The sequence below is a fragment of the Cupriavidus sp. CuC1 genome (genome assembly GCF_044627735.1).
In the GTDB taxonomy this organism is placed as follows: domain Bacteria; phylum Pseudomonadota; class Gammaproteobacteria; order Burkholderiales; family Burkholderiaceae; genus Cupriavidus; species Cupriavidus ulmosensis.
Map to the genome: position 1 here is coordinate 1 of NZ_JBIUHC010000091.1, position 19,475 is coordinate 19,475.

23 protein-coding genes are annotated in these 19,475 nt (G+C 66.6%); 18 read left to right on the forward strand and 5 right to left on the reverse strand.

The features are described 5' to 3' along the window. Positions 1–156: 156 nt before the first annotated feature. Together ACGLHR_RS31755 and ACGLHR_RS31760 are read right to left on the reverse strand one after the other, a co-directional pair. Positions 157–609, reverse strand: a complete 453-nt coding sequence (locus tag ACGLHR_RS31755) for a nuclear transport factor 2 family protein (RefSeq protein WP_400098690.1) — start codon at positions 607–609, stop codon at positions 157–159. Between the two features lie 27 nt (positions 610–636). Beyond that, positions 637–1,458 (reverse strand): ribonuclease activity regulator RraA, encoded by an 822-nt coding sequence (locus ACGLHR_RS31760; RefSeq protein WP_400098692.1) that lies wholly within the window; start codon positions 1,456–1,458, stop codon positions 637–639. A 187-nt stretch (positions 1,459–1,645) separates the two neighbouring features. On the opposite strand from ACGLHR_RS31760, the gene ACGLHR_RS31765 reads away from it, so the two are divergent. The 5 genes from ACGLHR_RS31765 (at position 1,646) to ACGLHR_RS31785 (ending at position 6,342) form a co-directional block, all read left to right on the forward strand. After that, entirely contained in the window at positions 1,646–3,256 is a 1,611-nt protein-coding gene (locus ACGLHR_RS31765; RefSeq protein WP_400098694.1) for an IclR family transcriptional regulator C-terminal domain-containing protein, read from the forward strand. A gap of 184 nt (positions 3,257–3,440) precedes the next feature. Next, entirely contained in the window at positions 3,441–4,172 is a 732-nt protein-coding gene (locus tag ACGLHR_RS31770) for an SAM-dependent methyltransferase (RefSeq protein ID WP_400098696.1), read from the forward strand. A gap of 151 nt (positions 4,173–4,323) precedes the next feature. Next, positions 4,324–4,842: a BON domain-containing protein gene (locus tag ACGLHR_RS31775; protein WP_400098761.1), complete on the forward strand. Its 519-nt coding sequence runs from the start codon at positions 4,324–4,326 to the stop codon at positions 4,840–4,842. A 210-nt stretch (positions 4,843–5,052) separates the two neighbouring features. Beyond that, positions 5,053–5,877: a hypothetical protein gene (locus ACGLHR_RS31780; RefSeq protein WP_400098698.1), complete on the forward strand. Its 825-nt coding sequence runs from the start codon at positions 5,053–5,055 to the stop codon at positions 5,875–5,877. A gap of 60 nt (positions 5,878–5,937) precedes the next feature. Next, the gene (locus tag ACGLHR_RS31785; RefSeq protein WP_400098700.1) at positions 5,938–6,342 is read left to right on the forward strand and encodes a DUF4440 domain-containing protein; all 405 of its coding nucleotides are present in this window, start codon (positions 5,938–5,940) and stop codon (positions 6,340–6,342) included. A 222-nt stretch (positions 6,343–6,564) separates the two neighbouring features. On the opposite strand, the gene ACGLHR_RS31790 is transcribed toward ACGLHR_RS31785, so the two are convergent. Further along, positions 6,565–6,798 carry an AbrB/MazE/SpoVT family DNA-binding domain-containing protein gene (locus ACGLHR_RS31790; protein ID WP_400098763.1) on the reverse strand — a complete coding sequence of 78 codons (234 nt, stop codon included), beginning with the start codon at positions 6,796–6,798 and terminating at the stop codon, positions 6,565–6,567. Between the two features lie 92 nt (positions 6,799–6,890). On the opposite strand from ACGLHR_RS31790, the gene ACGLHR_RS31795 reads away from it, so the two are divergent. The 12 genes from ACGLHR_RS31795 to ACGLHR_RS31850 all read left to right on the forward strand — a co-directional run bounded on the left by ACGLHR_RS31795 (position 6,891) and on the right by ACGLHR_RS31850 (position 17,397). Next, entirely contained in the window at positions 6,891–7,388 is a 498-nt protein-coding gene (locus ACGLHR_RS31795) for a MarR family winged helix-turn-helix transcriptional regulator (protein ID WP_400098702.1), read from the forward strand. Between the two features lie 184 nt (positions 7,389–7,572). Beyond that, the gene (locus ACGLHR_RS31800; protein ID WP_318232093.1) at positions 7,573–7,998 is read left to right on the forward strand and encodes an organic hydroperoxide resistance protein; all 426 of its coding nucleotides are present in this window, start codon (positions 7,573–7,575) and stop codon (positions 7,996–7,998) included. 146 nt (positions 7,999–8,144) lie between these two features. Then, positions 8,145–9,071 carry a LysR substrate-binding domain-containing protein gene (locus ACGLHR_RS31805; protein ID WP_400098704.1) on the forward strand — a complete coding sequence of 309 codons (927 nt, stop codon included), beginning with the start codon at positions 8,145–8,147 and terminating at the stop codon, positions 9,069–9,071. A gap of 135 nt (positions 9,072–9,206) precedes the next feature. Continuing rightward, positions 9,207–9,581, forward strand: coding sequence for a CzcE family metal-binding protein (locus ACGLHR_RS31810; protein WP_400098706.1), 375 nt, complete (start codon positions 9,207–9,209; stop codon positions 9,579–9,581). Positions 9,582–9,966: 385 nt separating this feature from the next. Beyond that, positions 9,967–10,971, forward strand: a complete 1,005-nt coding sequence (locus ACGLHR_RS31815; RefSeq protein ID WP_400098708.1) for a tripartite tricarboxylate transporter substrate binding protein — start codon at positions 9,967–9,969, stop codon at positions 10,969–10,971. Between the two features lie 30 nt (positions 10,972–11,001). Then, positions 11,002–11,391, forward strand: a complete 390-nt coding sequence (locus ACGLHR_RS31820; protein WP_400098709.1) for a Zn-ribbon domain-containing OB-fold protein — start codon at positions 11,002–11,004, stop codon at positions 11,389–11,391. Continuing rightward, on the forward strand, positions 11,388–12,569 hold the full coding sequence (locus tag ACGLHR_RS31825; RefSeq protein WP_400098711.1) for a thiolase: 1,182 nt from the start codon (positions 11,388–11,390) through the stop codon (positions 12,567–12,569). Before ACGLHR_RS31820 ends, ACGLHR_RS31825 begins: the two co-directional genes overlap by 4 nt. 14 nt (positions 12,570–12,583) lie before the next feature. Further along, on the forward strand, positions 12,584–14,722 hold the full coding sequence (locus tag ACGLHR_RS31830; protein ID WP_400098713.1) for a 3-hydroxyacyl-CoA dehydrogenase NAD-binding domain-containing protein: 2,139 nt from the start codon (positions 12,584–12,586) through the stop codon (positions 14,720–14,722). 159 nt (positions 14,723–14,881) lie between these two features. Beyond that, positions 14,882–15,370 (forward strand): SRPBCC family protein, encoded by a 489-nt coding sequence (locus tag ACGLHR_RS31835; protein ID WP_400098715.1) that lies wholly within the window; start codon positions 14,882–14,884, stop codon positions 15,368–15,370. 61 nt (positions 15,371–15,431) lie between these two features. After that, positions 15,432–15,680: a hypothetical protein gene (locus ACGLHR_RS31840; protein ID WP_400098717.1), complete on the forward strand. Its 249-nt coding sequence runs from the start codon at positions 15,432–15,434 to the stop codon at positions 15,678–15,680. Further along, positions 15,677–16,750, forward strand: a complete 1,074-nt coding sequence (locus tag ACGLHR_RS31845) for an FUSC family protein (RefSeq protein WP_400098718.1) — start codon at positions 15,677–15,679, stop codon at positions 16,748–16,750. The genes ACGLHR_RS31840 and ACGLHR_RS31845 overlap by 4 nt, the downstream gene beginning before the upstream one ends. 200 nt (positions 16,751–16,950) lie before the next feature. Beyond that, entirely contained in the window at positions 16,951–17,397 is a 447-nt protein-coding gene (locus tag ACGLHR_RS31850) for a GTP-binding protein (RefSeq protein ID WP_400098719.1), read from the forward strand. Here the strand turns inward: ACGLHR_RS31850 and ACGLHR_RS31855 are convergent. Then, positions 17,350–18,171 (reverse strand): lysostaphin resistance A-like protein, encoded by an 822-nt coding sequence (locus ACGLHR_RS31855; RefSeq protein WP_400098720.1) that lies wholly within the window; start codon positions 18,169–18,171, stop codon positions 17,350–17,352. The two genes, ACGLHR_RS31850 and ACGLHR_RS31855, sit on opposite strands and share 48 nt — an antisense overlap. 110 nt (positions 18,172–18,281) lie before the next feature. Between ACGLHR_RS31855 and ACGLHR_RS31860 the strand changes: the two genes are divergently transcribed. Next, on the forward strand, positions 18,282–18,449 hold the full coding sequence (locus ACGLHR_RS31860) for a hypothetical protein (RefSeq protein WP_400098721.1): 168 nt from the start codon (positions 18,282–18,284) through the stop codon (positions 18,447–18,449). Between the two features lie 28 nt (positions 18,450–18,477). Here the strand turns inward: ACGLHR_RS31860 and ACGLHR_RS31865 are convergent, their stop codons facing one another. Continuing rightward, positions 18,478–19,377, reverse strand: a complete 900-nt coding sequence (locus ACGLHR_RS31865) for a LysR family transcriptional regulator (RefSeq protein WP_400098722.1) — start codon at positions 19,375–19,377, stop codon at positions 18,478–18,480. Between the last annotated feature and the right edge of the window lie 98 nt (positions 19,378–19,475).

The window sequence follows — 19,475 nt, forward strand, 5'->3', positions numbered from 1 at the left end:
CGGCGCGTTGCGCGGCGGGACTGGCGCCCCATTGGCCGGCCACGGCAGCGGCGGCGGCGACAGCGGCATCGATCTGCGCCGGCGTGGATGCCGGCCAGCTTGCGCCGGTGGGCTGGCCACTGCGCGCGTCGATGGATTGCAGCAGGGAGGACATGGTCATACGCTCTTCAGGTGATAGCCGCGGCCCGCGTAGTCGAATGCCACCAGTTCGTTGATGGGCGTTGCCTTGTCGGCGGGCGAGGCGTAATAGGCGCGGATCTCGGCGATCTTGCCGGTCTGCGGATCAAAGTCGTACCACTCGGCGCCGCGCAGCGCGGTGCCGCTCTTGTTCTTCCAGTGCGTCCACTCGATCATCGCCTCCGGGGTGTCGTGGCTGACGATGAGGCGCTCGATGGTCCATTGCGAGCCGAGCGTTTCCACGCACCAGATCCATTTTTTGGCGATGGTGTCGGCGCTGCGCCAGGGCACTTCGGGCAGGCCGGCGGGGAAGTAGTGCACGGCGTCGGGCGTGAAGCAGTCCACCAGCGCGTCGTAGTCGGCCGCGTTGCAGGCGTCGAAGTAGCGGCGGATCAGCGCGGCGTGTTGTTCGGGAGTGAATTTGGCGGTCATCTTGGTCTTGTGTCCGGTTGGGCGGATTCAGCGGCTGCCGGCTGGCTTGGCGGCCGGGATCGGCGGGCGGCCGGCGGCAACCCATTCGCGATGCTGCGCGCGCGTGGCTTCGCTCGGCGGGTACAGGCCCCACAGCGCTTCACCGGCCTGCACGCGTAGTGCCAGGTAGGCTTCGATGTCGTCGCGCTTCTCGCACAGGTTGGCCATTTCCTCGGCCAGGTGGGCCGGGATCACGGTGATGTTGTCGCCGTCGCCGTGGATCACGTCGCCAGGATAGATCGCCACGCCAGCGCAGCCGATCGGCACTTGCAGGTCGGCCACATGATGGTAGGACAGCCGCGTGGTGGCGGTCACGCCCGTGCTCCACACCGGGAAATCCATCTGGCTCAGCTCGGTGCCGTCGCGGAAGCTGCCGTCGGTGATGACCGCGCGGGCGCCGCGCATCATCATCCGCGTGATCAGCATATTGCCCATGGATGCGGCGCGGCCGTCGCGGTTGCTGTCGATCACCAGCACATGGCCCGGCTCGATCTGTTCCACGCCTACCCATTGCAGGTTGTCGGCGGAAGGCTCGGTGGTGAGGTTGCCATAGACGTCGATGTCCTCGCGCGCCGGGATGAAGCGCATGGTGTATGCGCGCCCGGCAAAGGGCTTGACCTTGGGGTTGAGCGGCGTCAGCCCATGCAATACCGGCTGGCGGAAGCCTTTGATGTAGAGCTGCGTGGTCAGCGAGCCGCTGGTCACCTGGGCCAGGCGGTCGAGTACGGAATCCGGCACGTGCGGCGCGGGTGCGCGCTGCGGGATGTTGGCCAGGGGCGGGGGAGGCGTGAAGATGGGGTTGGTGCTCATGATGCGCGCTGTCCAGGTTGCAAGTGGTCGGGGCGGCCCTCGTCCCAATCGGTGGGACAAACCTGGCCGCGTGTCAGCTGTGCTGGCTGATTGCATGGTATTGAACTTCCCGAGAACTTAAAATGCTCACCAGAGGGCCTGCCCCGCCAGACTCCTTCGTTTTTTCCATATATTGAGACAAGCCACCATGTCCGCGAATCCCGGTGACGGTACCGGCGCAATCGAGAAAGCCATCGACGTGCTCGAAGCGGTAGGCGCCACCCCCGGCGGCGTCAGCCAGAGCGACCTGGCCGCGCAACTCGCGCTGCCGCGCACCACGGTGTACCGGCTGCTGGCCACGCTGGTGGCGCGTGGCATGCTGCGGCGCGATCCGCTGCGCAAGGTGTACCGGCTGGGCTTTCGCTGCTTCGAGATGGCGCGCCAGGCCTACACCATGCCGGACCTGGTGGCCGCCGCCGCGCACGAGATGCGCGGCCTGCGCGACCTCACCGGCGAGACCTGCTACCTTGCCACGCTGGACGGGCTGGAGGTGATCTCGCTGGAACGCTGCGACGGTGCCCACAGCGAGCGCTCGGCCGCGGTGCTGGGCCAGCGCAAGCCGGTGCACTGCACCAGCCAGGGCAAGGCCATCCTGTCGGCCATGGAAGGCCCGGCACGCGACGCCATCGTGCGCGACCTGACGTTGAAGGCGCTCACGCCGCTCACCATCACCGATCGCCGCCGCCTCAACGCGGAGCTCAATATCACCGCCGCGCGCGGCTACTCCATCGACGATGAGGAGATCGTGATGGGCGTGCGCTGCGTGGGCGCGCCCATCGTCGACCCCGAAGGCGTGGTGCGCGGTGCCATCAGCGTGGCCGGTCCGGCCTACCGCTTCACGCGGGCGCGGCTGGAGTTGCTGGGCCCTGAAGTGGCACAGGCCGCCCGCCGCATCGGCGCGCAACTCGAAGGCGTGCGCGCGCCGGCGGGAGACGCCGCGGTGACTGCAGTGCCCGGGCCTTGGGCCTTCCAGGGCGGGCATCCGCTGTGGTGCGCGCGGCGCCAGCGGCTGTACTGGGCCGACGTGCTGGCGCCCTCGGTGCGCATGCTGGACACCACGCAAGACCCCGCGCGCGATGAACAGTTGCTGCGGCTGGAAGCGCCCGTCACGGGCATGCTGCTGCGCGGCGAGGAGGTATGGGCCATGCATGACGATGGCGCGGTGGCCATTGCGGCGGATGGCAGCCGCCGCCCGCTGGAGGGCTGGCCGCGCGCGCCGCTGCAGGCGTTTTGCGATGTTGGCGATGTTGGCAACGGCGCGCAAGCCACGCAGGCGGTGTGGGCCGCCATGGAGTCCGCCGAAGGCGGATCGTCGGTCGGCCTGCTGCGCGACAACGGCAGCCTCGAGGTGCGCTGGCATATCGGCGAGGCCGTGCAGGCGCTGTGCTGGAGCGCGGCGGATGGCACCCTCTACGCCACCACGCCCGCCTCCGGCGCCATCCTGATGCTGCAACCCGGCTCCGCGGCGGTGCGCCGGCTGGCCAGCATGCCGCCGGGCGCGGGCAAGCTGAGCGGGCTTGCGCTGGACACCAGCGGCGGCATATGGACAGCGCTGTGCGAGGGCTGGAGCGTGGTGCGGTTCACGCGCGACGGCACGCTCGATCGCGTGGTGGGCATGCCCGTGCCGTGCCCCAGCGATGTGGCGATCGGCGGTGCGAACCTGGACACGCTCTACATCACCACGTCGCGCCAGCAGGTGTCGCTGGAAACGCTGGCCAAGGCGCCGCAGTCCGGCTGCCTGTTCGAGGTCAAGGTCTGAGCGGTTTGCGGCGCTGCGTTCTTGCGGACTTGTGTTTGTCCTTGTAGTCGTCCTTGTGGTCGTCCTTGTGCTGGTAGGTCTCATACCAGCATAAGTTCTCATCTTGTCGCCTCGGGACTAGCCCTCTAGGCTGTTCAGGCCCATCCCTTGCAACAAGACAGAGTGAACGAACAGGAACGCACCAATGACCACGAATACGACCGCTGCCGCCGCTGATTCAGCTGCCAAGTTCGACCCCAGCCGCGCCGGCGAATACGAAAAGCAAAGCCGCATCGCGCTGGCGGGCTACGACGCCTGCCATGAACTGTCCGCCTGCATGCTGGCGGCAACGCTCGGCGCCGGGCGCGCGGCCGAAGTGCTGGTGGTCGGCGCCGGCGGCACGGCGCAGGAGATCGTCTGCGCGGCCCGGCTGGAGCCGGCGTGGCGCTTCACGGCAGTCGATCCGTCGCAGCCGATGCTGGACCTCGCCATGGCGCGCGTCGCCCAGGCCGGGCTGGCCGAGCGCACGCATGCCGTGCCTGGCGTGGTAGAGGACCTGCCCGCTACGCCGCGCTTTGACGCCGCCACGTTGATCGGCGTGCTGCACCACCTGGCAGGGGACGAAGCCAAACGCGATATCTTGCGCGCTATCGCCGCCCGCCTGAAGCCGGGCGCGCCGCTGATCCTCGCCGGCAATTACCGCGCCTATGCCAGCGAGCCGCTGTTGCTGGCAGCGTGGGGCGAACGCTGGCGCATGCAAGGCGCCAGCGCCGACGAAGTCCAGGCCAAGCTGGGCAAGATCCTGCAGGGCGCGGACCCGCCGCAGTCGGAGGCTGCCGTGCAGGCGCTGCTGGCCGAGGCGGGCTTTGCCGCGCCGCAACGCTTCTTCGGCAGCCTGTTCTGGGGCGCGTGGCTTGCGCAAAAGCAGGGCGGCTGATCCGGGGCGCCCGTGCATGGCCGGGCTTTGCATGGTTGACGGCCGGTTCTATCCTACGCAGACAAGAGCCGCCATCAAGGAGCTTGCCGTGCCCGTCCGCCCTTCGTCCTTGCCCGTGCAGATCGCCGTGATGGCCTTCGCCGGCACCGCCATGCTGGCGTGGCCGGCGCGCGCTGCCGACAGCGACCAGGAAAACCGTGGCCACGATCCCTTCTTCCAGATCTCGTCGCGCATCGCCAATTGCCCGGAGCCGCTCGGGCCCCGCGTGGACGAAGCGCAGTGGCGGCGCGACGCCCATCACCGGATCGAGGATGGCAACCACTGCTATGTGGAAGGCCGCTGCCGTCTCGGCAATTCCTACCAGTACGAGCAGGAGATCGTGGAAAGCACGCAGCGCCGCCTGCAGGCGCTGTCGATCGCGCTGCCGGGCTGGCATGACTCCACGCTGTGGCTCACCGTGCGGGGCCGCTGGCTGCTGGTGCAGGGCTGCGTGGGGCGGGGCTTTCCAGGGCAGCCCTTTCTGGCCGCGCTACGCGAAGTCGCCGACGTGGAGATCGTGGTCGACCAGATCACGGGGGATCCGGTGCGCGGCGTGCCTTACCCCGTGTTCGGCGGCCATTCGGGCAAGGCGACGCCCGTCCTGCCGCAATCCGGCCGAGGGCCGAATTAAGCATTTTCCTCAAAGGGTTAGATTCTGTGGTGCTGGCGCCAATCCGGGTTGTGGGGCGTCATGCCAAGTGCTACCTTCAGGGCATGCTGGCGGGGCCCGTCCGGGCCAGCCCCACGCCCGGGGCATTCATTACCAGCGCCGGGTCGCTTGGGATACGACATGTCTGCTCACCCTCATGGGCCGAAGCCCGCTTTCAGGAGACTGGGTGCGATGCTATTTCCCTTGCTGCTATGCGGGCTCGCCGATGAAGCCATGGCACAGCAAAGCCGCACCGACAGTCCGGCGCAGGGCGTGCCCGGCACCATCTGCGACGCGCCCTGGTTCCAGTCCGGCGCGCGGGCGCAGATGGAGGCCAGTGGCGACATGCCAATGTCGATCACCATGATCATCCGGCACCCGACGCTCACGGAAAATGGCTGCAGCGCCTGGCTGTCGATTCACTCGAAGTCGGCGCTGGCGGCCATGATGGGCCCTCCAGTCGTGATGGACCAGGTCCACAAGATGACGTTCGACCGCGGCGCGACGGCCGGCTCGGTGGGCAGCGTGAGCAGCCAGCGCGCCACCATCAATGCGCAGGCGCGCTACACGCGGCTGTTCGGGCAAGCCTCGTTCCAGGGCAAAGGCGTGCTGACCTACGCGGGCCTGGCGATACGGGAGGGCGTGGTGCTGCCGGGCGAGACCCTGAGTTCCAGCCTGGATCTCGAGATCCGCAGCCTGGCGACGGACGAGATGGTCACTACCATTCGCGCGCCGTCGGCCTCGGTCTCGGTTGGCGAGCGGCGCGTCGGCCGTGCGCAATCCATCGAGACCGTGCTGGGCCGCCGCGAATGCATGCCGATCACTTACGAAAAGCGCACCTCGCTGGGGCCCTTGATGATGGGCGACGACCTCATCCAGACCGAGCCCGCGATCATGAACGTCACCGACTGGTACTGCCCGACGGAAGCGTTCGTGCTGCGCACGGAGGTGCGGCAAAAAGGAAAGATCGAAAGAATCGACACGACTGCCATCGGCATGGACGACGACGTGCAGTGACGCAGGATACCGAGCGATGGCAGGAGCGCCGCGCCGGGGAACGCCAAGGAACACCGCGACATGAACAACGAGAACCAAGACATCGATTTGCTGCCCTTGCTTCGGCAACTCGAAACCGAACTGCATCGGCCCGCAGCGCGCGGTGACCGCCATCGGCTGGACGCGCTGCTGCACGACGACTTCCTGGAGTTCGGCCGCTCCGGCGGCATCTACACCAAGGCCGACACGCTGGACGAGCTTCCCACCGAAGCCGCCTCGGGCACGATCTGGGCGCAGGATTTCTCGCTGCGTTCCCTCGGGCCAGGCGTGGCCATGCTGAACTACCGGTCAGCCTGCCAGCAGCCGGACAACCGGCTGGAGCGGCACACGCTTCGCACCTCGATCTGGACGCTGACGGACAAGGGTTGGCAGATGTCGTTTCACCAGGGCACGCCGACCGAGAGCTTCGCGGAAAAAGCCGTGTAGTCGGGCAGCCGCATAGCGGCTCCTCAGACTGCTGACAAGGCCGGATCTGCGTTGTCGGGCTCCCCTCTCCCGCGTGCGGGAGAGGGGCTGGGGGAGAGGGAGAGACAGCCGTCGTCATGGCGTGCGGCGGCTTTGGCCCGTTCGGCGGCTTCGGCTAGTGCTTCAGGTTTGTCAGCAGCCTGGGGATAGGAACGGCAGCAAGCGCGTCGGCATTGAGGCCAATCATCGTGCCGATGCACCTCGCTCAGCGATGGTCGCGTGCATTTCCACCACCGAGACCGGACGTTGCAATGTGCCGATGATCCCTTTCAGAGCAGATATCGATTGTGTGGCTGCAATGATCTCGTAGCGACCACTCTCCTCATTCATGACGAATTCAATCCGGTCACCCGTGACCACGCCTAGCGCATTGCGCACGTCGGCAGGGATGGTGACTTGCCCTTTGGCATTGATGATGGCTGACGTCGGAAAAGCGTGACCATGAGTGCAGTAAGGGACATATTAAAAATAGCTTGCAATTAGATCGCGCGCTATGTATATTCCAGCCCATGGACACGAAACGCACCTTCCGGACCAAGCAGGCAGCACCCGGCGCCACGGTAAATGCCGCGTCGGCGCTGCTGCTGGACCAGCAGTTCTGCTTTTCCGTGTACGCCACGTCGCTTGCGCTGAACAAGCTGTACCGCAAGTTGCTGGCGCCGCTGGGCCTGACGTATCCGCAGTATCTGGTGATGATGGTGCTGTGGGAGGCCGATGGCCTGACCGTTTCGGAAATCGGCGCACGCCTGCATCTGGATTCGGCCACCTTGACGCCGTTGCTCAAGCGCATGGAAGCCCAGCAATTGCTGCGGCGCGAACGTGCGGTTGCCGACGAGCGGCAGGTGATCGTCTCGCTGACCGCCGAGGGCCACGCGCTCAAGGAGCCGGCTGAGGCCGTGCCGCGCGCGGTGCTCTGTGCCTCGGGCTGCAGCGTCGACCAGGTGGTGGCCGTGAAGGCGGAGCTGGACCAGCTGCGCGAGCGGTTTGCAGAAGCGGCTGGCGGGTAAGGTCAAGGCGCCGGCGCTATTGGAGCGACGGCTGAAGACGGGCTGCTCAACTTGACAGCCCGTTTTGATTGTCTATTATATAGCGTGCTATTTAATAGCTAGCTATTTAGTATGGAAAGCGAGCATGCTTTCTCCAACCGAAGGCTCGATGAGCCAGTTTTTATCACTAGCCAGGAGTGTCATCATGTCGATCGAAAAAGTCCTCTACCGTGCTTCCGCCACCGCAACCGGAGGCCGTGACGGCCGCGCCGTGTCGTCCGATAGCGCGCTGGATATCAAGCTGGCCACCCCGCGCGAGCTGGGCGGCGCGGGTGGTGCCGGCACCAACCCGGAACAACTGTTCGCGGCTGGCTATTCGGCTTGCTTCCTGGGTGCCCTGAAGTTCGTGGCGGCGCGTGACAAGGTGGCACTGCCTGCCGACACCGCCATCACCGGCCAGGTCGGCATCGGCGCCATCCCCACCGGGTTTGGCATCGAGGTGGACCTGAACATCGCGCTGCCGGGCCTGGATCGCGCCGTTGCGCAAGACCTGGTCGACAAGGCGCACGTGGTCTGCCCGTACTCGAATGCCACGCGCGGCAATATCGACGTGCGCCTGACGCTCATCTGAGCGTAGATCCGGATCCCGGAGGCTCCCCCGGGCCGGCCCCGCGCAATGCTCTAAAATGAGCATCCCTTGCGCGGGGCCGGCTGCTTTGTCTCGCGTGCCGCCTCAAGTGGCAATCAGCGAAACAAGAAGACGGACCCGGAGACACAGTGCGCTACGAACTCACCGACCTGCGCCTGTTCCAGGCGATTGCAGAAGCACAGAGCCTGTCCAGCGGCGCGTCCGCCATCCACATCACGGCATCCGCCGCCAGCTACCGCCTCAAGAATCTCGAACACGCGATGGGCACTGCCCTGTTCGTGCGTAGCGCGCGCGGCATGGAGCTCACGCCTGCTGGCGAAACCTTGCTGGTGCACGTGCGCGAACTGCTGCGCGGCGTGGAGCGCATGCATGGCGAGGTGGGACGGTTTTCCGCCGGGCTCAAGGGCCATATCCGGCTGCTGGCCAACAGCAGTTCGCTCAATGGCTTCATCATCCCCAGCGTGAGCCGCTTCCTGGCCGCCAACCCGGATGTCAACATCGACCTGGAAGAGCGTGCCAGCCAGGCGATTCCCGCCGCCGTGGCCGCGCAGGAGGCCGATATCGGCATCCTGGCCGGCGACATCGATGCCAGCGACGTTCGCGCCGTGCGCTACGCGGTGGACGAACTGATCCTTGCGGTGCCCAACGGCCATCCGCTGGCGCGCCAGGCCGAGTTGCGCTTTGGCGCCGCGCTGGATTTCGATTTCGTGTGCATGAGCCGCGGCAGCAGCAACTTCCTCTTCTTGCGCGACATGGCGCAGCGCGCCGGCAAGAGCCCCAACGTGCGGCTGCACGCGCATAGCTTCGAGGCTGCACTGTCGCTGGTCGAAGCCGGCGTGGGCGTGGCGCTGGTACCGCGCAGCGTGGCCGCAACGGCCCTGCGCGAGGCGCGGATAGCCGGCGTGCGCCTGGCAGAGACCTGGGCCCGCCGCGAGCTTAACCTGATCGTGCGCGCCGAAGGCAAGCTGCCGTCCTTCACGGCGGCGTTCGTGCAATTCCTGCTCAACGATCCGCGTGTTGCCACCACGCGGGAGGATGGCGCCCCGGTGGTGTAGTTGCTGGCGCCACCGGTAACCATGAAAAAAGCGACTGCATCTGCGCTACATATATCATTTTTCGAATAGATTCATCGTCGCTACACTTTCCTCGTGTACCCAGACTTGACAAGGGTAGGCACAAGGAAAAAAACGATGAACAAGAAGCAAACGCTCGCCGCCGCTCTGGCGCTCTCCCTCCTCGGCATCGCCCCCACCAGTACCTCCGCCTGGAGCGCCACGGCGCCTACGCCGGCCGCCAAGGCCGCCCGTGTCGCCGCCCTGTTCGGCAGCCCCGCCGACGTGGGCACGACGACCCGCACGGTCACGCTGGCCCCGGGCATGAACTACGTGAACGTGGCATCCGGTGAATCGGTGGCCTTCCGCGCCGGCGGCAAGACTGTCGGCTGGACGTTCCTGGAGGCCATCGGCGGGACTTCGGTCGATATGAGGACCATCTTCCCGGATGTGGCGCAGGCCAGGGGGATCCGGGTGTACATCGCGCCGAGCGAAGTATTCAGAGGCGGTTAAGCAGGAGCGGTGGCGCCCCGCAGTTGCCGCCCAGCGTGGCGAGCGTAGGGCGTTTATACAGGGCGTTACAGGTGTTGGGCGTTGAGCTGGTATTGAGTCCTACCCCGGCCGCGAAAGCTGCGGTGACGAAACGTGCGGGAAGAGATGCGGCGGATCGCTTCAAGCGCGAGGTCTGGTAGGCCAGGGCTGAAACTCGCACGAGCGTGGACTCTGGACGTATTCCCCCAAGCCTTCCAATTCCACGAACCGGTGATTCGAATCTTTCGGATGGCCGGGCTCCGGCCACAAAAATATACTGGCCGGCAGCCCCAAGCCATCGATCGCGGATCTCTCCGCCTCTTGTCGACCAGGCGGCGGCACACAAGAACGAAAGACCGGAGACACCGTGAAATCCATCCAGGCCCGCGCGCGCCTGCTCGCCTTGTGCGGCAGCGCCCTTAGTTCCCTGATTTCCCTGGCAACAGCCGCGCCCGCGCTGGCCCAGCCTGACGCGTATCCCAGCAAGCCCGTCACCATCGTGGTGGCATTCGCGCCCGGCGGCATGACCGATATCGTGGGGCGCTTGCTGGCGGCGGAGCTGTCGCTGGCGTTCAGGCAGAGCTTTGTGGTGGAGAACCGTCCCGGCGCGGCCGGGCAGATCGCGACCGAGTACGTGGCGCGCAAGCCCAACGATGGCTACACGCTGTTGCTTAGCGCGACCGGCCATGTGATCGGGCCGGCCGTGCAGAAGAACGTGCGCTACCAGCCGGTGAAGGATTTCGAGCCGATCGCGTTGATCGCCAAGGCGCCGAACCTGCTGGTGGTGAACCCATCGGTGCCGGCCAGGACGTTGCCGGAGTTCATCAAGTGGGCCAGATCGCAGCCCGGCGTGCCTTATGGCTCGGCCGGGGTTGGCGGCTCCACGCACCTTGCCGGCGAGCTGTTCCGGCAGGTGGCGGGCGTGCCGCTGGTGCATGTGCCGTACAAGGGCGCGTCGCCGTCGACCAACGATGTGGTGGCGGGGCAGATTCCGATGGTGTTCCAGGATTCCATGAGCGTGTCCGCATTTATCGCGGCCGGCAAGCTGCGTCCGATCGCGGTCACCAGCGCGGAGCGCAGCAAGCTGTTTCCCGATCTGCCGACCATTGCCGAAGCCGGTTTCAAGAACTATGACCTCTACACCTGGCTGGGTTTGTACGCGCCGGCCGGCACGTCGCCGGAGATCGTGGCGAGGCTGAACCAGGAGGCCAACCGCATCATGCGCTCGCCGGAGATGGCGGCCAAGCTGCGCAAGCAAAGCGCCGAAGCCGCGGGCACGCTGGGGCCGGCGGAATTCCGCAAGTACGTCGAGGCCGAGGTGACCAAGTGGCAGCGCACCGTCCAGGTCACCGGCGTGAAGGTGGACGAGTAAATGGGCCGGCAAGCACGCGAAGCCATATCGATGCATGACGAATCCTCCACGCAGGACGCCCCGGGCGCGGACGCCTTCTACTTTGGCCAGCTGGCCCAGGGCCGCTTCGTCATTCCCCGCTGCGCGGATTGTGGCCGGTGGCATTTCTTCCCGCGCGTGCTGTGCCCGCACTGCGGCTCGGATGCGCTGGAATGGCTGGCGCCCGCGGGCGGCGGCACCGTGTACTCCACCACCACGGTGCGCCGCAAGGAGGGCGACTACAACGTCTGCCTGGTCGACCTGGACGAAGGGCCAAGGATGATGAGCCGCGTCACCGGCGTCGCGCCGGACGCGGTCCGCATCGGCATGCGCGTGCAGGCGCAGGTCGCGCGCGAGGAAGCCGGGCCCTTGCTGGTATTCGTTCCGGGAGAGACGCAATGATAGGCAATACCAGAGGCAGATCCGGCTCGCAGCGCGGCGCCGTCGCCATTCTCGGCACGGGGCTGGCCGGCCTTGGCCACGCCGGGGGCCGTACCGAGCAGGAGATCATCGCGCAGGCAGCGCATGCCGCGGTCAAGGCCAGTGGCCTGAGCATGCAGGAGATCGACGGCATCATCACCTCCAGCCTCACCTCGCCGTGGTGGGTGATGCGCATGGCCGAGTACCTGGGCATCCGGCCGAGGTTTTCCGATAGCACGATGTTTGGCGGCTCGTCGTTTATCGCCGACCTGAAGATTGCCGCGATGGCGATCGAGGCGGGCGAATGCGACAACGTACTGATCTGCTACGGCAGCACGCCGCGCAGCGTGCCGAGCAGCTCGCGCCAGAACCAGATGCGAGCCGAGCTTGACCCGCAGCCCTACGAGCATCCGTACAAGCCCTTCAACCCGCCCAGCAGCTATGCGCTGGCCGCGGCGCGCCACATGCACCAGTACGGCACCACGCGCACGCAACTGGCGGAGGTGGCCGTGGCCGCGCGCAAGTGGGCGCAGCTCAACCCCGATGCGTTCTCGCGCGACCCGCTGACGGTCGATGACGTCATCAACGCCAAGATGATCTCGGACCCGCTCACGGTGCGTGATTGCTGCCTGGTCACCGATGGCGCCGGCGCCTTCGTGGTCACGCGGGCCGACCGCGCGCGCGGCCTGCATGCCAGCCCGGTGTATGTACTGGGGTGCGGCCACGCCCACTGGCACCGGCAGATCTCCTGCATGGACGACGTGACCGTCACGCCCGCCGTGGAGTCCGGGCGCAGGGCATTCGCCGAGGCGGGCCTGACGCCGGCCGATATCGACGTGGTGGAGCTCTACGATGCGTTCACCATCAACCCGATCCTGTTCCTGGAGGACCTCGGCTTCTGCGCCAAGGGCGAGGGCGGCGCCTTCGTCTCCGGCGGGCGCATCGAGCCGAGCGGTGCGTTCCCGATGAACACCAATGGCGGCGGGCTGTCCTGCCTCCACCCGGGCATGTACAGCATCTTCCTGGTGATCGAGGCCGTCACGCAACTGCGCCGCGAGGCTGGCGCCCGCCAGGTCAAGGACGCGGACATCGCGCTGGTGCATGGCAATGGCGGCGTGCTGTCCAGCCAGGCTACGGCCATTCTCTCCACCTTGCCTTGAGCTCGCGTAATCCCATGACATCCAGTTCTTCGGCGTCCGCCTTCACCCCGCTCACCGCCACCGCGCCTACGGTGCAATATGGCCGCCAGGGCCGCACCGCGATCCTGTTGCTCGACAATTCGCCCGTGAACGGCCTGGGGGACACCGTACGCCTTGGCCTGTTCGACGGCATCGCCCGGGCCGGGCAAGACGATGCCGTGACGGCAATCGTGATCCTCGGCGCCGGCAAGGCGTTCTGCGGTGGCGCGGATATCCGCCAGTTCAATACGCCGGCCGCCAGCGCGCAGCCCACCCTGCGCCAGGTGATCGCGCGCATCGAGCAGTCGGCCAAGCCGGTGGTTGCCGCCATCCATGGCGTGGCGCTGGGCGGTGGCATGGAACTGGCCCTCGGTTGCCATTACCGCATCGCCAGCGCCGATGCCAGTCTGGGGCTGCCGGAGGTCAATCTCGGGCTGGTGCCCGGCGGCGGCGGCACGCAGCGCCTGCCGCGCCTGATCGGCGTGCCGGCGGCGCTGGAGCTGATCCAGAGCGGCAACCCTGTGCGCGGTGACAAGGCGGTGGCCCTCGGCATGGCCAATGCGTTGATCGACGGCGAGCCGCTGGCCGCGGCCGTGGCTTTCGCCGAGCGCGTGGTGGGTTTGCCGGGCGCCCATCCCGTGATCGCGCGCAAGCCTTGTGCCGATGCCGCTGGCGTGGACTTTGCCGCGCGCATCGCGGCGGTTAGCGCCAAGGCGCGCAATGCGCTGGCGCAACGCGCCGCCATTGCTTGCGTGGAGGCCGCCACGCGCTTGCCGATTGAAGCCGGTCTCGACGACGAACGTGCCCGCTTCGGCCAGCTCGTGGCGGGCACGGAGTCGAAGGCGCTGCGCCACCTCTTCTTCGCCGAGCGCGAGGCGCCCAAGGTGGCAGCACTGCCGGCAGGCGCATCGCTGCGCCCGGCGGTGCGGGTGGGCATTCTCGGCGCCGGCACCATGGGCGCGGGCATCGCCATGGCCTTTGCCAACGCCGGCATCCCGGTGACCTTGCTGGAACAGCAGCAGGCCGCGCTGGATCGCGGGCTGGCCATGATCCGCCGCAACTACGAGATCACAGCCGCCAAGGGCAAGCTCACGGCGCAGGGCATTGCGCAGCGGATGGCGTGCATCACGCCCACGCTGGCCGATGCCGCCCTGGCGGATGCCGACCTGGTCATCGAAGCGGTCTTCGAGGACATGGCGGTCAAGCAAGCCGTGTTCGCCCGGCTCGACGCGTTATGCAAGCCCGGCGCCATCCTCGCCACCAATACCTCGCGCCTGAGCATCGACGTGATCGCCGCGTCCACTTCGCGCCCACAGGATGTGATCGGGTTGCACTTCTTCAGCCCAGCCAATGTCATGAAGCTGCTGGAAGTGGTGCAGGGCGAGCGCACCGCGCCGGAGGTCACCGCCACCTGCATGAAGATGGCCCAGGCCATCGGCAAGATCCCGGTGCTGGTGCGCGTGTGCGAGGGTTTTGTCGGCAACCGCATGCTCACGCCCTACTGGCGCGAGGCCGGCTTCCTGCTGGAGGAGGGCGCATCGCCGCAACAGGTGGACGGCGCGCTCACGCGCTTTGGCATGGCCATGGGCCCGCTGGCCATGGCCGATCTTGCCGGCATGGATATCAACTGGGCCACGCGCAAGCGGCTCGCGCCGACTCGGCCCGCGCACCTGCGCTACTCCAAGGTGGCCGACCGCATCTGCGAGCAAGGCCGCTTCGGCCAGAAGACCAATGCGGGCTACTACCGCTACGAAGCCGGCAGCCGCACGCCGCTGCCCGATCCGGCGGTCGACGCGCTGATCCGCGCCTGCGCGGCGCAGGCCGGCATCGAACGCCGCGACGTGAGTCACGAGGAAATCGTCGAGCGCTGCGTGCTCGCGCTGGTCAACGAGGGCGCGCGCATCCTGGAGGAGGGCATCGCGCAGCGCGCCTCGGATATCGACGTGGTGTACGTGCATGGCTACGGCTTTCCTGCGTGGCGGGGCGGGCCGATGTTCCATGCCGAGACCATCGGTCTGGACCGCACGCTCGACAAGATCCGGGCGTTGAATGCCATCCACGGCGAGCACTGGACACCCGCGCCACTGCTGGTCCGGCTGGTGGCCGAAGGGCGCCAGACCTTCGCCGGGGGCTGATCTGGCGCGGGACGCGCGCCTGCGTGCCGCGCGTCGACCCCGGGGACCGGTTGCCTTACGGTGAAAGGCGGAGGACACTAGCGTGGTTTTGCTGATGCAGCCCACCGTCAGCGCTAGTGCCAACGCCAACGCCAACGCCAACGCAAGGGAGAGGCAACCATGGCCGTCACCGACAAGATGTCCACCGTCGCGGATCGCGAACTGACGCTGACCAGCATCATCGACGCTCCGCGCGCCGCCGTCTTCAAGGCATGGACCGATCCCGAGCTGGTCAAGCAGTGGTTCGCGCCCAGCCCGTGGACGATCTCCGCGGCGCAGATGGACGTGCGCCCCGGCGGCGAGAGCCTGGTCGTCATGCGCAGCCCGGAAGGGGTCGAGTTTCCCAACCGTGGCGTTTATCTTGAGGTGGTGGAGAACAAGCGGCTTGTCTTCACCGATGCCTATGTCACGGCGTGGGAGCCTTCCGAGAAACCGTTCATGACCGTCGTGCTGACGTTCGAGGACGAGGACGCGGACAGCAAGACCCGGTACACGGCACGCGTGCGGCACTGGACGGTGGAAGATCGCATGGCGCACGAGCAGATGGGCTTTCACGCAGGCTGGGGGCAGTGCGCCGACCAGCTGGCTGCCCTTGTCACCATGCGTTGACGCGCCGGCCGGGAGGCCGCGCCGGGCGCGTCTTTCCTTGTCTGCCAGGTAGCCGATGATGATGCCAAGAATCACACGTCTGCTCAAGCGCAGGGCCGTGCTGGCCGGCGTAGTGCTCGTCAGCACGCGCGCGGTGGTGGATGCGCGCTATGCGAACCCGCCCGCGAACGGCAGCGAGCTGGTGCTGTTCGACCTGAACCATGACGCGCACCTTGGCCCACGCATGCGCCCGAGCAATGGCGGGCTGGCGGCGCCGTATCGGCTGCAGGGCATGGACGAAGGCATCGCGCAAGCCGGCGGGCCGGCATGACCAGCACGCTGCTCGCTCGCGTCCATCCGTTGCTGCGGCGCGTGCTGCGCCCGGTGCTGGATCCGGCGCGCCGCTACCGCCATGCCAAGGTGATTCATGCCGCCAGGGTGGCGCTGGGCCTGCTGACGTCCATTGCGCTGACCACCGGCATCCACCTGCCCCATGGCGAGTGGGCGTCAATCACGCTGCTGGTGGTCATCGGCGGCCTGCAGCACCACGGCAATATCCGCAAGAAGGCGGCCGAACGCGCGCTCGGCACGCTGATCGGCGCGGGCGCGGGACTGGTGATCATCCTGCAGCAATCGTATTTTCACGCGCCTTTGCTCAGCTACGCGCTGATCGTGATCGCTTGCGCCATCTGCGCGTACCACGCGATCGGCAAGGGTGGCTACGTGGCGCTGCTCTCCGCCATCACCATCTTTATCGTCGCCGGCCATGGCGAGAACGCCATCGCGGACGGCCTCTGGCGCGCGGCGGATGTACTGATCGGCATCGCGATCGCGCTGCTGTTCTCCTTTGCGCTGCCCCTGCACGCCACCTACACGTGGCGCTACAAGCTGGCCGAGGCCCTGCGCAGCTGCGCCAGGATGCACACGGCCATCGTCAACGACGCAGGCTTCGACCGGGCCGTGCTGCAGCGGGCCATGGTGCTGCAAGGCAGCTTGCTGGTACAGCTGCGATCGCTGATGCCGTCGGTGGCCAAGGAGATCAACGTATCGATGGAGCAGCTCGAGGCCATCCAGCACGGCATGCGCGTGTGCATCAGCCTGCTGGAAGTGCTCGCGGCCACGCGCCCGCGCGTTGACGGCGACGAGGACAAGGCATTGGTGCGCGATCACCTTGCCGAAGAGAACCGCCGTGTCAGCGCCATGCTGATCGGCATGGCGCGTGCGCTGACCCATGGCGTGGTGGCGCGCCTGGCGCCGCGCGGCAGTTGTTCGCTCGCGCAAATCGCGGGCACCATGCCACCGCGATGGGCAGGCTATGTGTCGCTGACGCTGCGCTTGTCCGACGAGTTCGACGACCTCAGGCAGCGCCTGGCGGCCATCGCCGATCGCTGGAACATTTAAGCCCGCTTCGACATCGCCAACCGCCTGATCCCCTCGCAGGGGCACCATCGGTGCCTGCCTGCCCACCGGCGTTAACCCTGAGCTCGCTTGGGAAAACAGGAGGCGCTGGACTCATCGATACGTGCTTGCTGGTACTAGCGCTCCCCTGGCCGATCTTCAATACTGCAAAGGAAGACCAGCCGGCCATGCCAGGCGGGACGATGGCTGTGGCCATTCCGCTGAGCCTGATCTTCGATGCGTGTGTCGCGCCTCGGACGCGGATCCGCGAGTACCAGCCTCAGCCGTTTGGCCGCCCCGATACGCCCCAGATCGCCAGCTTCTCCGTGCGGCTGCACGGCCAGTTCGACAAGCAGCGCCTGAAGGCGTTTCTCAAGTCGGTGCCCGGCAATGTGCTGCGTGCCAAAGGTATCGTCAGGCTGGCGGGGAACGCGCGTGCGCATGCGTGTCAGGTGGCGGCGCGCCGAGTGGCACTGTCGGTTTGCGAGCAAGCTAGCGCAGGGGATCTCTCCACGGTGGTGTTCATCGGGCGCTTCGACAACGCGGATGAAACTGGCTTGCGGGCCGGGCTTGTGGCTTGCCTGCAGGGCGAAACGGGGGACTCAGGGGTGGCCTTGCGTCGCGCCCGCGCCGTGACGTCGCCACAGTAGCCGGCGCAGCATCCAGGCCCCGGCCAGCCCCAATGGAATGGCGAACGCCCATACGCCGACTGGCGCTTCCAGCACCGTGCTTTCCGGCGCCATTGCGGCGGAGACCATGACGCCTGTGTTGAGGCCCGCATGCCGGACGATGCCGGGCCAGAGCGAACGCGTGCGGCAATAGAGCGCCGCCGCGAACAGCCCGATGGCGAACGCGATCACGAACTGGTAGATGTTCAGGTGCGCCACGCCAAAGGCGAAGGCCGAGTACACGGTGGCGTCGGCACGCACGTAGCGCTTGAGCATGCCCCGCAGCAGGATGCCGCGGAAGAACATCTCCTCCACGAGCGGCGCAATCAGGCACACCAGCACCCAGATGCCGATGCCCCCGCTCGTCATCTCCGTGATCATGCGCGCGTCATCGGCGGAAAAGGGGAGTAGCGCCTCTATGCCGATCATGGCCAGCCCGTCGAGCAGCAAGATCAGCGGCACCATCAGCAGGATCGGCGGGCCCAACACGCCCAGCGTGGCCGCCACGCTGGCGCGGCCCTCATGGAACAGCTTGCGGTAGCTCAACCCGCTGGCATGCAGCAAGGTGCTGAATACCAGCCCGTAGCAGGCCACGCGAATCAGGCTGGCGGCGGCCATTGGCTGCATGCCGCTGCGCAGCAGGGCCGGGCGCAGCAACATGGTCAATATCACCTCGACAAACCAGGCCACGAAGGTGAGCGCGAGCGCCCATTGGAAAGTGATCGGTTGGGTCTGGTCTGGCCGGTTCGGATTCATGGATCGCGGGGTCTTTCGGGACGATGGGCTTGTCGTAGGTTGCCGCTTCCATTAACGGCAACGGCAGCGCGAATCTGTAGAATCGGCTGCTCAAAAACGACGTGAGTGCCATGCACTTGCGAAAGATCCTTGGATTTCTGCTGGGAGCGCTCGGCGCCGCCGGGACTGCCCATCCAGCCCGGAAACCTGAAATGGTCGATGTGAAATCCATCGGATACACGCTGGCAACGGTTGCCGCGGACCCGCTCGAATACGTGATGCCTGGCAAGGAGAGTTAGCATCCAGGCGTCTAACTGCAGGTCTGTGTCAATGTGCTCGCTTCGATACGCGAGCAATCAGTTCATCCAGCCGCGACAGGAACAGCTTCAGGATGGGGGAACGGTTCGCCTCGCTGTAGCCAATGGCGAGGTCGATCGTCGGCACCTCGCCGGCAAGGGGGCGGCTGACGACCGACAAGGGCATCAGACTCTCGACATAGGCCGGGATCAGCGTCACGCCTCGCGTCGATGCCACCAATGACATGACCATCGCAGGGTTGTCCACACATTGGGTCGGTGTGATCCGAACCCCTGAGCGCTCCAGGTAGTCGTCGATCACCGCGCGCAGCACCTTGGCCTTGTTCGCCATGGCGATGAAGGGCTCGCCAACGAGCTCTTGTGGGCGGATGGCCTCGCGTGACGTCAGCGGATGATCGCTGGGCATCAGCACCACAAGCGGTTCCTGGCTCACGACCCTGTAAGTGAGATCGAAGCCCGGTTCGGCGCGCAGGAGCGCCAGATCCAGCTTGCCCCGTGCTAGTCCTTCGGCAAGATCCGGCGAGTAGTCGCTGGAGACGGTGACATCGACATTGGGCAATTCGTCGCGAAGGATGTGCATGGCCTCGGGCAGCCAGGTCATTTCCTGCCCGGTGAGGAACCCGAGCGCAAACCGCTGCTTGGCTGGTTGCGCCGCCCTGCGGGCCGCTTCGACCGCAGCGTCCACCTGGGTAAGGGCAAGCCGCGCGTGATCGATAAATGCCTTGCCTGCGGCGGTCAGCTCCACGCCGCGCCCGCTGCGGCTCAATAGTTCGACCCCGACCTGATTTTCCAGGTCCCGGATCTGCCGGCTCAGTGACGGCTGTGAGGTGTGCAGCCGTCGCTCCGCGGCCACCGTCAGGCTACCCGTCTCGGCGACCGCGATGAAATACCGAAGGTGTCGCAGTTCCATTGCTCCTCCATGTTGAACCCCCCATGCCTGCGAGGTATGCCCGTCAGCTTATAAAGTCTTTTCCAATTTTGTCACGAACCCCTACATTCTTACCAGTG

Coding starts and splice junctions, on each gene's coding strand:
- ACGLHR_RS31755 (WP_400098690.1), bottom strand. CDS start 609: ATGACCGCCAAATTCACTCCCGAACAACACGCCGCGCTGATCCGCCGC.
- ACGLHR_RS31760 (WP_400098692.1), bottom strand. CDS start 1,458: ATGAGCACCAACCCCATCTTCACGCCTCCCCCGCCCCTGGCCAACATC.
- ACGLHR_RS31765 (WP_400098694.1), top strand. CDS start 1,646: ATGTCCGCGAATCCCGGTGACGGTACCGGCGCAATCGAGAAAGCCATC.
- ACGLHR_RS31770 (WP_400098696.1), top strand. CDS start 3,441: ATGACCACGAATACGACCGCTGCCGCCGCTGATTCAGCTGCCAAGTTC.
- ACGLHR_RS31775 (WP_400098761.1), top strand. CDS start 4,324: ATGCTGGCGTGGCCGGCGCGCGCTGCCGACAGCGACCAGGAAAACCGT.
- ACGLHR_RS31780 (WP_400098698.1), top strand. CDS start 5,053: ATGCTATTTCCCTTGCTGCTATGCGGGCTCGCCGATGAAGCCATGGCA.
- ACGLHR_RS31785 (WP_400098700.1), top strand. CDS start 5,938: ATGAACAACGAGAACCAAGACATCGATTTGCTGCCCTTGCTTCGGCAA.
- ACGLHR_RS31795 (WP_400098702.1), top strand. CDS start 6,891: ATGGACACGAAACGCACCTTCCGGACCAAGCAGGCAGCACCCGGCGCC.
- ACGLHR_RS31800 (WP_318232093.1), top strand. CDS start 7,573: ATGTCGATCGAAAAAGTCCTCTACCGTGCTTCCGCCACCGCAACCGGA.
- ACGLHR_RS31810 (WP_400098706.1), top strand. CDS start 9,207: ATGAACAAGAAGCAAACGCTCGCCGCCGCTCTGGCGCTCTCCCTCCTC.
- ACGLHR_RS31820 (WP_400098709.1), top strand. CDS start 11,002: ATGCATGACGAATCCTCCACGCAGGACGCCCCGGGCGCGGACGCCTTC.
- ACGLHR_RS31825 (WP_400098711.1), top strand. CDS start 11,388: ATGATAGGCAATACCAGAGGCAGATCCGGCTCGCAGCGCGGCGCCGTC.
- ACGLHR_RS31830 (WP_400098713.1), top strand. CDS start 12,584: ATGACATCCAGTTCTTCGGCGTCCGCCTTCACCCCGCTCACCGCCACC.
- ACGLHR_RS31835 (WP_400098715.1), top strand. CDS start 14,882: ATGGCCGTCACCGACAAGATGTCCACCGTCGCGGATCGCGAACTGACG.
- ACGLHR_RS31840 (WP_400098717.1), top strand. CDS start 15,432: ATGCCAAGAATCACACGTCTGCTCAAGCGCAGGGCCGTGCTGGCCGGC.
- ACGLHR_RS31845 (WP_400098718.1), top strand. CDS start 15,677: ATGACCAGCACGCTGCTCGCTCGCGTCCATCCGTTGCTGCGGCGCGTG.
- ACGLHR_RS31850 (WP_400098719.1), top strand. CDS start 16,951: ATGGCTGTGGCCATTCCGCTGAGCCTGATCTTCGATGCGTGTGTCGCG.
- ACGLHR_RS31855 (WP_400098720.1), bottom strand. CDS start 18,171: ATGAATCCGAACCGGCCAGACCAGACCCAACCGATCACTTTCCAATGG.
- ACGLHR_RS31860 (WP_400098721.1), top strand. CDS start 18,282: ATGCACTTGCGAAAGATCCTTGGATTTCTGCTGGGAGCGCTCGGCGCC.
- ACGLHR_RS31865 (WP_400098722.1), bottom strand. CDS start 19,377: ATGGAACTGCGACACCTTCGGTATTTCATCGCGGTCGCCGAGACGGGT.